Annotated in this window: 16 protein-coding genes and 3 pseudogenes; 6 read left to right on the forward strand and 13 right to left on the reverse strand. The window is 40.3% G+C overall.

What is annotated here, in order from left to right; all coding sequences use genetic code 11:
* Window positions 1-71: 71 nt before the first annotated feature.
* The 5 genes from V7L07_RS24480 to V7L07_RS24500 form a co-directional block, all read right to left on the reverse strand.
* Window positions 72-227, reverse strand: coding sequence for a hypothetical protein (locus tag V7L07_RS24480; RefSeq protein WP_335061426.1), 156 nt, complete (start codon window positions 225-227; stop codon window positions 72-74).
* Window positions 228-318: 91 nt separating this feature from the next.
* Window positions 319-1,482, reverse strand: coding sequence for a restriction endonuclease subunit S (locus tag V7L07_RS24485; RefSeq protein WP_335061427.1), 1,164 nt, complete (start codon window positions 1,480-1,482; stop codon window positions 319-321).
* The gene (locus V7L07_RS24490; RefSeq protein WP_335061428.1) at window positions 1,479-2,159 is read right to left on the reverse strand and encodes an N-6 DNA methylase; all 681 of its coding nucleotides are present in this window, start codon (window positions 2,157-2,159) and stop codon (window positions 1,479-1,481) included. Before V7L07_RS24490 ends, V7L07_RS24485 begins: the two co-directional genes overlap by 4 nt.
* A 38-nt stretch (window positions 2,160-2,197) precedes the next feature.
* Window positions 2,198-2,560: a type I restriction-modification system subunit M N-terminal domain-containing protein gene (locus tag V7L07_RS24495; RefSeq protein ID WP_335061429.1), complete on the reverse strand. Its 363-nt coding sequence runs from the start codon at window positions 2,558-2,560 to the stop codon at window positions 2,198-2,200.
* Window positions 2,561-2,636: 76 nt separating this feature from the next.
* Window positions 2,637-3,209: a hypothetical protein gene (locus V7L07_RS24500; protein ID WP_335061430.1), complete on the reverse strand. Its 573-nt coding sequence runs from the start codon at window positions 3,207-3,209 to the stop codon at window positions 2,637-2,639.
* Window positions 3,210-3,289: 80 nt separating this feature from the next.
* Between V7L07_RS24500 and V7L07_RS24505 the strand changes: the two genes are divergently transcribed.
* The 4 genes and pseudogenes from V7L07_RS24505 to V7L07_RS24520 all read left to right on the forward strand — a co-directional run bounded on the left by V7L07_RS24505 (window position 3,290) and on the right by V7L07_RS24520 (window position 5,627).
* Entirely contained in the window at window positions 3,290-3,415 is a 126-nt protein-coding gene (locus V7L07_RS24505; RefSeq protein ID WP_335061431.1) for a hypothetical protein, read from the forward strand.
* Between the two features lie 126 nt (window positions 3,416-3,541).
* Window positions 3,542-3,844, forward strand: a complete 303-nt coding sequence (locus V7L07_RS24510) for a hypothetical protein (RefSeq protein ID WP_335061432.1) — start codon at window positions 3,542-3,544, stop codon at window positions 3,842-3,844.
* 43 nt (window positions 3,845-3,887) lie between these two features.
* Window positions 3,888-5,019 (forward strand): annotated as a pseudogene (locus V7L07_RS24515) (IS630 family transposase).
* Window positions 5,020-5,051: 32 nt separating this feature from the next.
* On the forward strand, window positions 5,052-5,627 hold the full coding sequence (locus tag V7L07_RS24520; RefSeq protein WP_335061433.1) for a pentapeptide repeat-containing protein: 576 nt from the start codon (window positions 5,052-5,054) through the stop codon (window positions 5,625-5,627).
* A gap of 83 nt (window positions 5,628-5,710) precedes the next feature.
* On the opposite strand, the gene V7L07_RS24525 is transcribed toward V7L07_RS24520, so the two are convergent.
* The 8 genes and pseudogenes from V7L07_RS24525 to V7L07_RS24560 form a co-directional block, all read right to left on the reverse strand.
* Window positions 5,711-5,875: a hypothetical protein gene (locus V7L07_RS24525; protein WP_335061434.1), complete on the reverse strand. Its 165-nt coding sequence runs from the start codon at window positions 5,873-5,875 to the stop codon at window positions 5,711-5,713.
* Window positions 5,876-6,087: 212 nt separating this feature from the next.
* Window positions 6,088-6,726 carry a type I-MYXAN CRISPR-associated protein Cas5/Cmx5/DevS gene (gene cas5 / locus V7L07_RS24530; protein ID WP_335061435.1) on the reverse strand — a complete coding sequence of 213 codons (639 nt, stop codon included), beginning with the start codon at window positions 6,724-6,726 and terminating at the stop codon, window positions 6,088-6,090.
* Window positions 6,723-7,265, reverse strand: coding sequence for a hypothetical protein (locus tag V7L07_RS24535; RefSeq protein WP_335061436.1), 543 nt, complete (start codon window positions 7,263-7,265; stop codon window positions 6,723-6,725). The genes cas5 and V7L07_RS24535 overlap by 4 nt, the downstream gene beginning before the upstream one ends.
* 28 nt (window positions 7,266-7,293) lie before the next feature.
* Window positions 7,294-7,695 (reverse strand): hypothetical protein, encoded by a 402-nt coding sequence (locus V7L07_RS24540; RefSeq protein WP_335061437.1) that lies wholly within the window; start codon window positions 7,693-7,695, stop codon window positions 7,294-7,296.
* 145 nt (window positions 7,696-7,840) lie between these two features.
* Complete coding sequence (cas8a1, locus tag V7L07_RS24545; protein ID WP_335061438.1) at window positions 7,841-9,358, reverse strand: type I-MYXAN CRISPR-associated Cas8a1/Cmx1; 1,518 nt, start codon at window positions 9,356-9,358, stop codon at window positions 7,841-7,843.
* 2 nt (window positions 9,359-9,360) lie between these two features.
* Window positions 9,361-10,023, reverse strand: a complete 663-nt coding sequence (cas6, locus tag V7L07_RS24550; RefSeq protein ID WP_335061439.1) for a type I-MYXAN CRISPR-associated protein Cas6/Cmx6 — start codon at window positions 10,021-10,023, stop codon at window positions 9,361-9,363.
* Between the two features lie 667 nt (window positions 10,024-10,690).
* Window positions 10,691-10,777, reverse strand: a pseudogene (locus V7L07_RS24555) (four helix bundle protein); the annotation flags it as partial.
* Window positions 10,772-10,945, reverse strand: a pseudogene (locus V7L07_RS24560) (IS4 family transposase); the annotation flags it as partial. The pseudogenes V7L07_RS24555 and V7L07_RS24560, both read right to left, overlap by 6 nt.
* Window positions 10,946-11,643: 698 nt before the next feature.
* On the opposite strand from V7L07_RS24560, the gene purD reads away from it, so the two are divergent.
* Window positions 11,644-12,921, forward strand: coding sequence for a phosphoribosylamine--glycine ligase (purD, locus tag V7L07_RS24565; protein ID WP_335061440.1), 1,278 nt, complete (start codon window positions 11,644-11,646; stop codon window positions 12,919-12,921).
* A gap of 130 nt (window positions 12,922-13,051) precedes the next feature.
* Window positions 13,052-14,998, forward strand: coding sequence for a two-component system sensor histidine kinase NblS (nblS, locus tag V7L07_RS24570; RefSeq protein WP_335061441.1), 1,947 nt, complete (start codon window positions 13,052-13,054; stop codon window positions 14,996-14,998).
* Window positions 14,999-15,052 lie beyond the last annotated feature (54 nt).

Raw genomic sequence — 15,052 nt, forward strand, 5'->3', positions numbered from 1 at the left:
GTTTTCCATCATAAATTTCAATTGATGATGTATCAAAAAATGTCTTATATCAAGCGATGTGAATTGATTTTTTATTGTTTGTGAGAAATTTGCGCTAAACTCACACCTGTGTGTAAATCCTGGTGATAGCTTTCAATTCCGCTAATAAATTCGGCAAATGCACCATAGTATTGAAAGTCGGGGAATTCTTTGAGATGTCTCTTCACTAAAACTTCTAAACTCTCCATAACACTCTACTATACAAACATTTTTTGTAGCAGCCCTTTTTTAAATTGTTCTGTTTTCTGGATTTGTAAAGATACTGCTTCGATTTTTTGATCAATTGCTGTTAAAAAAAATAACGATTTTTTCTTGTTCTTCAATACATGGAAAATCAATCTTTAAAAGGCTCAAATCATAATTTGTAAATCCTTTTATTGATGTCCCTTGACTTATGGAAAGTAATTTATTTTTTTGAGAAATCAATAAATAAGCGAGAAAATATACATTTCCTTGATTGGGAGTGAAATTAGAAAAATCTTGGCTTGTGCAAACTTCTTGCTTAGATACAGCTATTTTCCCAACTCCCACTCTTGAAATAATTAAGATGCTATTGGGTGGAACTCTTTTGGTTGCAGATTCTTTAATAGCTGTTTCATTAATAAATCTTGTGATAGAAATTTTATATATTGAATCTTCTTCAAGATCAGAGCTTGAAATCCAAGGAATTTTTCCACCAGTCCAATAATTTTTTTGAGATGTGCTAGGGGTGCCTCCTCCGAGAAAAGTACCTAATTCTCCTAACTTTTTCTTTTGCCAGTCGGGGAAGAAGGTACCGTCGTCTTGTTTGAAGCGGATTTGTTGGGAGAAGATTTTTTGCATTACACCGCGTTTGTAGGTCTGCAAGAGTTCCTGCTTGCGGCGGAGTTGGGTTAGACGGCGATCGACAGCCCCAAAAAAACTAGCAATCTTTTCTTGTTCGGCTAAAGAATTACAGATTAAAATAGGAATCTGGCTCAGAGAATCTTGCCCAACATTAAATCTTGTGCTTCCACCACTACGATCAGTAATTTCTTTCCTTACAAAGCTAGTTTTTAGCAAATAATTAAAATATATTGGATTAAATTTAGTTTTGGGTCTTCCTCTAATTACAAATCCGCCAAATGTAGCATCTCGATTCTTATCCAAATAAATATTAGATTGTCCTGCTTCCTCTCTTATTTCAGAACTTCTTTGAAATAAAACATCACCATACTGAACATTGTTTTTTTGAAATTCTTGATCGTTAATATCAACACAGCCAATTATAGAATCATAATAAATTGGATCTTGATTGATAATATCTAAAACATTGATGAACTTGATTCCTTGACCATATTGGGATTTATCCGCATTGATTCCATTTTTAAAGTCCAATATTTCCCCAAGATATTTAAATTCTAGGTCTTCTGAAAACTCAGAAAATCTAAGCTTAGGAACTTTTTTCTTTATCTTTTTACTCATAACGGCGCATCAATCCCCAACTCTTCACAAAACCCACGAATCAGCCGATCCGTCTCAACCATATCCCGATCGCACTGCCTCAACTCTGCCGCTAAAGCCGCCAGATCAATGTCCTCCTCTTCCTCAAACGTATCCACATAACGGGGAATATTTAAATTAAAATCATTCTCGGCAATCTCCGCTAACGGTGCGCGATAGCTATACTTGTCCTCCTCTACCCTTTGGCGATAGGTGGCAATAATTTTGTCAACATCCTCATCCCGCAAATAGTTCTGATTCTTCGCCTTCTCAAAATAGGCACTGGCATCAATAAACAAAACATCTTCAGGAGATTCCCGGCACTTTTTCAACACCAAAATACAAGTCGGGATACTCGTCCCATAAAAAATATTCGCAGGCAACCCAATCACCGCATCCAACCAATTCCGCTCCTTGATTAGATACTGGCGAATATGCCCCTCCGCACCTCCTCGAAACAAAACCCCGTGGGGCAACACCACCGCCATAATGCCGTTCTCATCCAGGTGATGCAGCATGTGCTGCACAAACGCAAAATCAGCCTTAGAAGCTGGGGCTAACTTTCCATACTGACTAAAGCGATCATCTGACTCAAATAACTTATTCGCACTCCACTGCGCCGAAAACGGCGGATTTGCCACTACTGCCTCAAACCGCATATCCTCATGCTGCGGATGCTCCGGCGTATCCTCTTGCCTCAGATCAAAATTCCGATCTCATCCTTATCCGCCTGATTGCCTAATGCCCGTTTAGCCAGAGAACTAAACAACTCAGATGGCTTCAAAAAATAACCCAACTCGGCAATAGATTCCTCTCTAATTGCCTCTAAATATTCCTGCCCCTCATCCGACGACTCATCAAGCTCTAGAAAATCAATCCTATCCTCAGCCAAAATCTCATTAGCGTAAAGATACTGACGCTCGGATAGGTACTTATAGAAAATAAACCCTAAGCAATAATCCCGAAACTCATCAGCGTTCATCTTGCCCCGTAGCGAATCGGCAATATTCCAAAGCTGAGTTTCTAATTTTTTCTTTTGTCCGTTTTGTCCGTTGGTCATTTATCTCTCGTACTGGGCGATCGCTAGCACCGCCAAGAAGTGGTATCTAAGCAACGTAAGATTAACACACAATATGCTAGCTTTCAGTTGGAACGAAACTCAGTGTTTGTTCAATTGATTTCAGCGCTGATTGAATATCTGTACTCAGTGCATCTGCTTCAGCTTTAATCACAGCCACACCCTTACCAACTTCTGTCAGGGATTTTTTTATAGTTCTGATTCTTCCCAAAGCTGTGCGGATTTGCTGAATCTGTTGTTCAACAGCAGTCACATCCAGTTCTGATTCAAAGGTACGCAATTTATTTAACCTTTGCTGGATCACCAAAAAGCGGATAGCAATGATTAAAAATGGATGGGTTGTAGCGATCCAATAACCCGACTCAGAAACTCCCTCTGCCCAATCACCGATTTCCTGCGCTAATCCCTCACGCGAATAACTTAAAAAAATTGCCGAATTTGCTGAACGCCGCACCATTGCTGACTGTAAATGTTGAGTGATTGCTTGGCGACCAAAAGGTTTTGAAGGTCGTTTTCTAGCTTCAATCACTATTGACAGTTCAATTACAGCTAACGATTTACTGGTGAACTTTAGGAGAATATCGCCAGTATCCCCATCACGACCAATATGCTCCACCTCTACTCCACTCAACTTTGACCAATTTCGCAGTTCGACAACAACTAATTCTTCAAAGTTGATACCTTTTGCAGATTACGGTATTGAAGCAGAGAGTGAGTAAAACTGGGATTTTTGAGCATTTTAGCACACGATCGCCTTTATCGGCAGCTTCTGTGAAACATTTTCCACAGCGCAAACGAACACAGGAAGGTAAGAGCGATGCCCAACGACCGGCTTAGGGTAAGACCTACGGCGGTAAACTACGCTTGCGTTAAGTTTGCTCTCAGAAGGATGAAATTTGGTAACGGGTTTTGATAACCTAGCACCGTTGGAACATAAGACGATCGCAGTAGTCCAGTTTATCCATGCAATCTCATAATCAGACTCAAGAAATTACCCCAGAATTCTTTATAAATGCAGGAGTGAACTTAGATACAGGAGGAAATCAAGAAGATTTGCTAACTATGGTAAATCTTAGCAAGCAACAACTCAGGGATAGATGGTTTACTCCAGCAGGGCAAAATATTCTTATACGCTGGAAAACAAATGGTTTCAAGCGAGACGTGTTAGATCGAATGGTTGGCAAGTACTACGAACACACGGATATTCGAGGAATACCCTTGATTAAGGAGGATTTGACTAGTAGTCTGCCAAGCAAAGTTTGCTAAGTAATACCCGTGATTGGTAAACTAGCCAAAAACAGGGAATAATATGGTAAAGAAGTACATCGTTGACTTGAGTGAAGATGAAGTTGCTCAACTACAATCAATAATAAAGAAAGGTAAGCACAAGGCAAGAACTATAACCCGTGCAAACATTCTTTTGATGGCTGCTGAAGATGAAACAGACTCAGCTATCGCTGATAGAGTTAGAGCGCATGTTGCGACAGTACAACGGATACGGGAAAAATTTGTCATTGGTGGGTTAGATTTTGCTTTAAAGGATGAAGTTCATCCACCAAAACCTAAAAAATTAGATGAAAAGCAAGAAGCATTTTTAATTGCCACTGCTTGTTCTAATCCACCAGTTGGAAGAGTACGTTGGACAATGCAATTATTAGCAGATCATTTAGTGAACGTTGGTGTTATAGATTCAATTTCGGACGAAACAGTACGTCAAACTTTAAAAAAAATGAAATCAAACCGTGGTTAAAAGAACAGTGGTGCATTCCCGAAGTTAATGCAGAATATGTTTTCCGAATGGAAGATGTACTGGATTTATACAATGAGCCTTATGATCCTAAACGCCCTGTAGTCTGCTTTGATGTTGCGAAGCTTCCCGAAGGGTACGTCCCTACCAATTAGTAGAAGAAGTAAGACTTCCTTTGCCACCAGAGCCAGAGCAACCTGAACGTTATGATTTTGAGTATAAACGTAACGGGACAGTAAATTTATTCGCATGTTTTCAACCCTTGGCTGGATGGCGGCATATCGAAGTTACAGAACGTCGAACTAAAGCCGATTTTGCTAAACAAATGAAAAATTTAGTAGATGTTTCCTACCGAGATGCCGATGTTATTCGTTTAGTAGTTGATAACTTGAATATTCATACACCCAGTGCATTATATGAAGTTTTTCCACCAGAAGAAGCACGTCGAATTATTCAAAAGTTAGAGTTTCACTATACTCCTAAACACGCTTCTTGGCTGAATCAAGTAGAAATTGAATTATCTGTTTTATCTCGCCAATGTTTAGAACGGCGTATTCCTAATGCAGAAACATTAACTTCTGAGATTGCCGCTTGGGAGAAACAACGTAATCAGCAAAAAGCTAGTGTCTATTGGGGTTTTCAAACCAAAGATGCTCGCCGAAAAATGGAGCGTTTATATCCAAATTTAACCTAGCAAAGTTGGCTTGGCAGACTACTAGGGCAAATTTGAGTAAGGTTGATTTCTATGGCGCAAATCTAGAAAACAGTAATTTTAAAAATGCGGATCTAACAGATTCCTGGCTATCTGAAACCAATATCAAAGGTGCTTGCTTTGACTATGCCAAGATGAAGGATGTGCTGATTGATCATGTAGAGTTTAGTAATAAAACTAGTTTTACTGGGGTTAGCCTTAGAAGTATAGACTTTAATTTATCTGCCCTATTACAAGAGTATGCAACCAATCAGCAAAGAATCGAAAGCCTAAAAAGTAAGCATCCTATACTGGCAAAAATTCTGTATGTAACTTGCGATTACGGGCGCTCATTCAGCAGGTTTATTTTTTGCTGTTTAGTAGTGGTTGTTTCGTTTAGTCTGATATATTGGCTTTCTGCTGGTTCTTTGAGTAAGCTTGGTTTTTGGAATAGTCTCTACTTCTCGATTATGGCATTCACCTCGTTTGGTAGTGAAATTCATGCATTGTCTACTGCTGGTAAATTTTTTACAACCATTGAGGTTATCACTGGTTATTTGATGGCTCCCTTGCTGGTAGCGATTTTAGTCAGGAAGACCATAGGCGATTAGGTGATTTCTTGTCTGCAAAACTAAACAGAACTGCAACTAAAGCCCTCGAGAAAAGTTTCTCAGAAGGGCTTATGCGATCGCACTCAGTAATTTGACCTCAATATTTGAGCAACGCCTAACGGCATAAAGCCACGAATCCACTCACCGATTAGAGTCAATGGTGCGCCGAGGCGATATTGAGCAACGCCTAACGGCATAAAGCCACGAATCACAGCAAAGGTGAAAACCCTTAACTGAGGAAGGTTCATTTACAATCTTACAAGTACTTTCCAGATCGAGAAACCAAAAGCATACAACTTACCAAAGTTTCCCTTACTTTCAGCCCCTCAAACCCAGTGCCGATAAACTTTCCCAAAAATGGCAAGCACCTTTTTTCTTGTCTCAATTACCATATCTCTTACCGTGTAAACCTTCCCGCCATTCTTTGATCCTAAATTCCCTTTTCCATAAGAGATACTTGTCAAATTGGAGATTGAATCATCGTCCACGCCAAATCAGGAGGTGGTGAGCTTGGCATTTCCTCAATCCGATACCTCAAAAATCGGGTATTTTTTGACCCCACATGGTCAATCCAATAGGGTAAGGTTAACCTGCCTCGATTATCTCTAATCGCCCACTGTCTCACTCCCTCTAGATAATCTTCCGAGACAAGTTTGATCGTTTTAATCAACTGGTCACTTTCTCCCAAAAATAAACAACCAAACCGTCTTACTAGCTCAGGATGGTCAAATGCTAACTGTATCCTCTCCCTTAAACTTGGTTGTATCTTTTCCTCGTCAGAACGAACCCAAATCAAGCACTTCAGATTAGACAAAATTTCTTGATAACAGGGAATAACATTCTCTCGATGGCTAAAATTAGCATTCTTAAACCGTCTCATTTGACGCAAAATTCGCGACTTTTTGGGGCTAGATAACATCGCGATCGCCAATTCTACCCCACAGTGGCGATAGACATTCGTTTCCCCTACCAAAGACAACAACATCCCATACACTGTCGCTGGAGGAGGGGCAGGATAGGTTTTTCCCATTTCCCTTGCATGAGACTCCCGAAAAGTCGTAAATGGAACATCCAAATAGAGAATTAATGGTGCAATCATTTTGATTCTTCTAAGCCCAAATCTCTTTTAATGACTGTTTTCAAAGCTTCAATCAGTTCATTGCGATTACGATAAATATGCGCCTTCTTAAAAGGGGAATTATCAAAATTATCCAATTGCTGTAACTCCTTAACAATTGTTCCCCCAATCCATAACTTACTAGGGTCAATCTGTCCGCATTCAACTTCATCTATAAACTCTTTTGTAAGTTTTGCTTCCTTGCTCTTAGGATCGCAATATTCAAAGCAATAGGAAATATATGAAGCAAAATGATTTGTCCATTGAAATACCAAACTATCGGGACAGAAAGGATAATTAAAAACATTACTACTCCCTCCTACCTTGGGCAGATTCATAATCCCATCTATCAGAGGTAAAATCCGGGAACAATCTTTGAGATGAGTGGCATCAATTCCAAAATAATATTGATATCTAGTTGCATGATATTCTGTAAAATGGAGAGATGTGCTATCCTTTTCTCTGCCACTTTTTGCCCCTAACTTGACTGCACCATCATAAGGCGTTAGCGAAACAGCCATATTCATCCCTAAAGCACCCATTCGCTGATTAGGAGTACTGACTTTTGTTTGTTTCTTTTTTTTCTTTCTTTGTTGTTGGAGTCTCCTCCTCTGTTTCAGCAGACTCTAATAAAGCAAACCCAAAAATATCATCATCATAAAATTGTTCTGGATCGAAATCTTCACTTGTTAATCGATTAATATGTTCGTCCTCATTCCAAACTCGATTAACTAAGTAACCTTGCTTTTGAAGATAAAAACGTAACGCCCAACGAATTGCACTTGAACCTACAAAAGAATGAATTTTACCATTCAAATAGCCTTTTTGTAAAATAGTCTTATTTCCTCGTCCAATGTCATGATTTAAGGACGCTAAACCATAACGAGTGAGGACTGTTCCGTAAAGATAATAATTTGGGATATTATTGTCATTCTTCTTCTGACTCATCATTCACTTCTTCTAGGTTTTGATTGTTTAGGAATGAATTATCATCTCTATTGGTGGGTTTATCTTTGGGTTTATAACTAGCGATCGCTAACAATAACCAAATTCTTAGCTCTTGCCAAGGTGTTTTTTTGATTAGTAGTAAAATTTCTTATTGATGTTCATAAAAATGCTTATTCAATCCCCCTCTTACTAAAAAGTCGGACACATATTCTTTAAATGACAATTCATCATAACAATAGTTGATCTCCGCCCTTAATCGTTCAATTTTCTTTTTAATTAGAGAACTTTTTTCTTCCTCTGCTTTGGCAGACACTTTAGCAAAATTGCCCTTCATGGATTGCTGAAACACCTTAATGAAAATAAGATACTGCTTGTCTTCTTCACTATTATTTACCATTGTTATGAATCCTTTTCGATTGAAAAATAACTGGTTAAATAAATATTCTTTTGAATCCTCTATTACCAATTTTTCCCAAAAATTAGACCACCAATGGATTCCTTTGACTAAATTATCAGCAATCAGAGAGCGAATCGGATTCACCTTAATAAAAATTTGCTTAGGTTTAATCTTTTGATGGTAGTGCCATAAAAGTAGTGTTCCAAGTCTGTGTAACCCAATTTGTATAAGGAGAGCTACCCCAAAAGTCACTACTTGTTTACCACTACCACCACTAACCTTCTGATAATTGGGTTGAAAGTATTTTTGAACCTGTTGATAAGTGATTAAAGTATTCTTATCAATTTCAATTTCCTCTATACTCATCAATGTTCTTTGACGAGAAGCTCGATTTATTTTTTCATATAACCAAACTTGACAAGCTTGATAGTAGTCGCCTTCAGGCTGAATATCGTCTAAGCTGTAATAAAGTAATCCCGCTTCACCAAGGGTACTAACATGAAGCTGTTTTGTTCCTAATTGCTGTAGTCGCCATCTCCTTTGAGAAGCGTCTTCAAAATCCTTTATTTCTGGAATCACCACCAAGTAGCGATGGGGTTTCCTTTCTTTTAAGTCTTCTGATGGTATATGAAGTAAGCAATAATGACAAACTACTGGTACAAATAATAATGCTAAGGCGTATTCAGGTTTCTCTTCTAGTTTTGTAGTATTCTGCGTCCGAGCATGGCGAACAATTCCCCCTAAATACAACCAACTGGTTATTTGAATATAATCATGTCTGAGTTGTTGGGTATCTGCCTCGCATAACTTCTCTGCAAAGGTTTGATGTGCGTACCAAGTTAGGGATTTGTATTGATACTCGACTTTTTTTTCTTCAACCTCTAGTTCAGTGTTAACTAGCTCTCCCGCTTGATAAAACTTATTAAGACGCAGAAAAACAGCACATATTCCCTCATGAATATGAATTTTCTGCCTTAAATCTATTGCATCATTGTCTAATCCTGCTAAATGAATTAAACCTGTATCATCTAATTTAAAAGACTCATTAATTAGCCAAGATAGGGCAACGAAATCACTTCCTTCCCAAAATAATTCAATAGTATCAGCAGTCAGAACCCATGATATATGTCCTCCCCGTTGACGAGATGAGGGATATTGCTTTTCTAATCGCTTTAACGTCATGTAAAGTCCGGTCATTCCGGCGCGATGCATTATTGTCGTATCCGCAGCATCGAGAGATAGGGAAATTTTGGGTTGGGTAGCAACCATGATCAGGTTTCCTCTTCTTCCTTGCTGCGAGTCGCTGGGACAAATATTCCACACATCATTTTTCGTTTCCCGCCAATCCCCTGTTCTTGCAAGGTTAAGGAATCTTCAGGATTGAGTTCACTGATTTTTACGCCAAATCCTCTAACTTTAAACTGTTTCCCTTCTTTATTGATGGTTAATTGTCTTCGTTGAGGTGTTCCATGTTGTCGAGTGAGAAGTTCAATTTTTCCTTGTATTCCTAAATTATCTATTTGCCGTTGCACAGCTTCAATAAAGTTAGTAGAGTCTTGAAACCCTTTAATTACCACTAATCTGGAATAGACACTTTCTGAAGAAACTAACGGTTTGTAGTCAGGAATATCTAGTTGATAAAAATTTTGACCTATATGAAAGGATTGACCCGCTAAATAAGGATAAATTAAAGGAATTTGTTGATGAAAAATCCGAATTTTTAGACGAGATTGAGCAGTGAGTTCAAGCCAATTGTTTCTGGTCGGTATTCCAGCAATCGGATGAATCCCAATATTGTTTAGTTCATGTAGTGGGGGACAAATACGGGATAAGGCAGCGTAGGTAAGATGACCGTTGTCAAGAGGAATCGGTGCGCCTCTTAGCTTAAACGTTAAGTCTACATATTCCTCACTTTGAATTAATATAGCTGTCATAGATGGAAATTTTGAGAAAAATTTAAAGATGTCAGAGCTTGTTTAATACATCAACATCTTCTTGTGCAAAATTGTCCTCATTGTCATCGCCAACTACTTTGGTTAGGCCGGCAATCCAGTTTAGGCTATTGTTCACAATTTTCTTAATGTTCTCAGTGGTTAGGAGGATCTTCTAATACTCCAGTAGTTACTCAGAACAGATGGATAGCCCAAAGTCTCTATCCCATACAACTATAAACCGCTTCTGCTCCATTCTAAAAAAATTCGGTGCTTTTCTGCTTTCTATGCTTGATTGGACTCACGGCAAGCTTATCCTTCCAATTTGGACTGGCGGCAAAGTTATGATTCCAAACTGTCAATTTCATCCAAAATTAGCTGACGCTAGAATGAGGGTTATAGTGTTGTTGACGGCAAAGTTATGGTTCCAGTAGCGGCAAAGTTATGCTTCCAATAAAGGGCGGCAAGCTTATGGTTTCTTGGCAACTTTTGGTGATCTCGGTTGGGGGAAGGCAGAGGGCAGAGGGCAGTCCTGATCAAACAAGTTTCACAGCCTTGAATGAAAGAATGACTGGGGACTGGGGACTGGGAACTAGTATTTTTACTCAGCACTCAGCACTCAGCACTTTCAAGTCAGAAGGCAGAAGAAAGAAAGGAATAAGTAGTAAATTCAAGCTTTAAGTTTGTTTAAGCTTGCAACTAATATACTTTGCATTTCCTCAACTTCATTTAATAGAGGTGTGAAAAGATTTTTCTTTCTTCTACTTTCAAATAGTATAGGTATGGGTAAACCAGTCGCCAATGCTTGAAGGCTTACAGTTTTTATTGATTGTAATAAATTAATCAGAATTTTTAGTATTAAATACTCGGCAAGTCCAAGTTCCCGTTTCAAATGTTTTTCGTAAAAGTCAGGTAACTTTGTCATTAAATAAAACTTATTGCGAATAAAAGCTCTTTTTGTTTTACCATAAATTGCCACATTCTTTAACCTGTAGGGATTTCAGGGGATTTTGTATCCCCTCAAGATACAGACCTTCTAGCATCTGGTTTTCCTTCAGTTATTCATGGGCAAACTCAAAAATTTAATCCAGATAAATTTATTTCATCTTTTTGGAGCGCTAATTCCAAGTTAACGTGAGTTCGACAAGTCTTATTTGACCTCTCCCCCAGCCCCTCTCCGTGTCGGAGAGGGGAGCAAAAAGCTTAATTTTTCGTTGCTCCTTTCTTTCCATTTCGGAGAGGGAGAGGTTCATCTAACTCACGTTACTTTAGTTTTTTTGGGAATTCGCCAACAGTATCCGAGACGCTGCGCGAACACTTAGAGTGAGTCATCGAGCATCGGAGTTCCCCACCTCACCATACATAAAATTTGGTGAGGAAAAGCAGTTGCTCCGGTACTGGGGACTGGGAAAAAGTTTTTTAAAATTTGGTAGTGGATAAAAGCCCCCAGCATCAGTTGTGGTTTGGCACCCAATCCCTAATCCCCAGTCCCTTTTAATTCCATCTTGCTCCTCAGCCTTTTTATTCATGAGGGGCTTGCACAAGTGGGAGAATTGATGAAAAAATTGATCCGCGAGAGCCGCCAAGGCATTCTCGTTTCGCAAGGAACGCACGAGGAAATCTGTGAAAGTTTTAGTTGTTGGTAATGGGGGGCGCGAACATGCTCTGGCATGGAAACTGTTGCAATCTAAGCAAATTGAGCAAGTTATCTGCGTACCAGGGAATGGGGGTACAGCAAGTATGGAACGTTGCCAGAACTTGCCTCTAACAGTAGATGATTTCGAGGGCATAAGCCAATATGCTCTCTTAAATGGCATAACTCTGGTAATCGTTGGGCCAGAAGTCCCCCTTTCTAAGGGAATCACAGATTACCTCCAAGACAAAGGATTGATGGTATTTGGTCCAGTGAGAGCAGGAGCGCAAATTGAAGCGAGTAAAGCTTGGGCAAAAGCCCTGATGCAAGAAGCAGGGATTCCGACGGCACGGGCTGCGGTATTCACGGAGGCTGCGGCAGCCAAATCTTACGTTAAATCACAGGGAGCGCCAATTGTTGTAAAAGCTGATGGTTTGGCTGCTGGTAAGGGTGTAACGGTGGCTGAAACCGTTGCAGAGGCAGAAAGTGCAATTGATGCGATTTTTCAGGGACAATTTGGTAGTGCTGGTGAATTTGTCGTCATTGAAGAATGTTTGATTGGGCAAGAGGTGTCAGTTTTAGCGTTAACAGATGGGTTGACAATTAGACCCTTGCTGCCAGCACAAGACCATAAGCGGATTGGTGACGGCGATACAGGAGAAAATACTGGCGGGATGGGAGCATACAGCCCAGCACCCATCGCGACAACAGAGTTGATGGCACGCATTCAAACAGAGGTGTTAGAAAGAGCGATCGCCACCTTACGAGCTAAAGGCATTGATTACCGAGGCGTGCTGTATGCTGGATTAATGATTGCACCCGATGGCGACTTGAAAGTTTTGGAATTTAACTGTCGCTTCGGCGATCCAGAAACCCAGGTAATTTTGCCACTGCTAGAAACACCCCTAGAAGAGTTGATTCTAGCCTGTGTACAACAGCGATTAAGTGAATTGCCGCCTATTGCTTGGAAAGGGGGAGCATCTGCCACAGTCGTTGCCGCTTCCGGTGGTTATCCTGGAGAATATGAGAAGGGACGGGTCATTGCTGGCATTGGCGAGGCAGAGGCAACAGGAGCAACTGTATTTCATGCAGGTACAAAATTAAACCAGCAACAAGAAATAGTCACAGATGGGGGTCGAGTATTAAATGTGACTGGAATCGGAGAAAATTTTGAGCAAGCGATCGCCCAAGCCTACGCAGGTATCAAATATATTCAGTTTGAGGGGATATATTACCGGAGAGATATCGGTCATAGAGTTAGGAGTTAGGAGTTAGGAGTTAGGAGTTTATAGCTATTACCCATGCCCAATGCCCAATTCCTAACATATTTGTCAAATTAACTGTTAATTTTTTAGTTGTTGGGCTTTATAACAAAGATTACTAACAACTTTATTTAAGATGCTAAGTCTGTTAAAAACAATTCGAGATGCGATCGCTAGTTGGTGGTCTGAGTTCACCCTCCAGACTAAACTGCTGGCTGTGGCCACAATGGTAGTTTCCTTGGTGATGAGTGGTTTGACTTTCTGGGCTGTGAATACAATTCAGCAGGATGCGCGGATGAATGACACCCGCTTCGGTCGTGATTTAGGACTGCTGCTTGCTGCCAACGTTGCCCCCTTGGTCGCTGACAATAATCTCACTGAGGTTGCCCAATTTTCCCAACGTTTCTATAGCAGCACCTCAAGTGTGCGTTATATGCTTTACGCTGATGAAACTGGAGAAATCTTTTTTGGCATTCCTTTTTGGGAAGCCGAGGTAGAAAATTCCCTCACCATTAAACGGCGGATACAACTGCCAGAAGATTACCCTGGTAATGACGAAAAACCAATGGTGCGGCAACACACGACCCCAGATGGGATAGTTACCGATGTATTTATTCCTCTGATTGTCAATCAGAAATACTTAGGTGTATTAGCGATCGGTATCAATCCCAATCAGACTGCTGTGATCTCCACCAATTTTACCCGCGATGTCACCATTGCCGTTTTTATCACGATTTGGGTAATGGTGATTTTGGCAGGAGTGATTAACGCCTTAACCATCACTAAGCCCATTAAAGAACTGCTGGTAGGGGTAAAGCAAATTGCCACCGGGAATTTTAAGCAGCGCATTGATTTACCTTTAGGGGGCGAACTGGGGGAATTAATTTTAAGCTTTAATGAAATGGGAGAGCGATTAGAGCGCTATGAAGAACAGAATATTGAGGAACTGACCGCAGAAAAAGCCAAGCTAGAAACCCTAGTTTCAACAATCGCAGATGGTGCTGTGTTGATTGATAACAACATGCAGGTGATTTTAGTCAACCCCACAGCACAACGGATTTTTGGCTGGGAAGCCGCTGATGTGGTAGGCAACAATGTCTTACATCACTTACCCTCGTCTGTACAAATGGAAATCACCCGTCCCTTGTACGAAATGGCAGCAGGCGAATGCGAAAGCGCCGAATTCCGAATTTTTATCAACCAACCCATCCCCCGAACAATCCGCATTCTCTTGACTACAGTACTCAACCTGCAAAGGGAAAGCATCAAAGGCATTGCCATTACTATTCAAGATATAACCCGTGAGGTCGAACTAAACGATGCAAAAAGTCAATTTATCAGCAACGTTTCTCACGAACTGCGAACGCCTCTATTTAACATCAAAACTTATATTGAAACCCTGCATGACTACGGCGAAGACTTAGCTTTACAAGAACGGCAAGAGTTTTTGCAAACCGTGAACCATGAAACCGATCGCCTCACCCGCCTAGTTAACGATGTTTTGGATTTGTCAAAACTCGAATCTGGTCGCAGCTACAGCTTCGACGGCGTAGATTTAGCCCAAGCGATCGAGCAAACCCTACGTACTTACCAACTCAATGCAAAAGATAAAGGTGTTGAACTGCTTCAGGAAGTTGCCCCTAATTTGCCGCTAGTTTTAGGTAATTACGATCTGTTAGTACAAGTGTTTGGCAATCTGATTGGCAATGCCCTTAAATTCACAAAAGCCAGTGGTAAAGTAGTAATCCGTGCCTACCAACTAGATTTCAAGCCCAGTCACACCCAATCTGCTCCAGTGCGGATTGAAATTTCCGATACTGGAATTGGCATCGCCACAGAAGATCAACACTCAATTTTTGAACGCTTCTTTCGCGTCGAAAACCGAGTTCACACCCTAGAAGGCACCGGTTTAGGTTTATCGATTGTCAGAAATATCATTGACAGACATCATAGTAAAGTTCATCTAGTGAGTGAAGTCGGCGTTGGTACTACCTTTTGGTTTGATTTAGCTACCTTTGAGGAGAAAGCACCACCAATACAAGTTGAGCCTATTGCCGAAGCATCCAACATCATCACAGCTTAATGACAAGGGACTCTATGAAGAGTGCTGAGTTAAAAGACCGCCCACGTTCGCGTT

This window comes from Nostoc sp. (assembly GCF_036916985.1).
In the GTDB taxonomy this organism is placed as follows: domain Bacteria; phylum Cyanobacteriota; class Cyanobacteriia; order Cyanobacteriales; family Nostocaceae; genus Nostoc.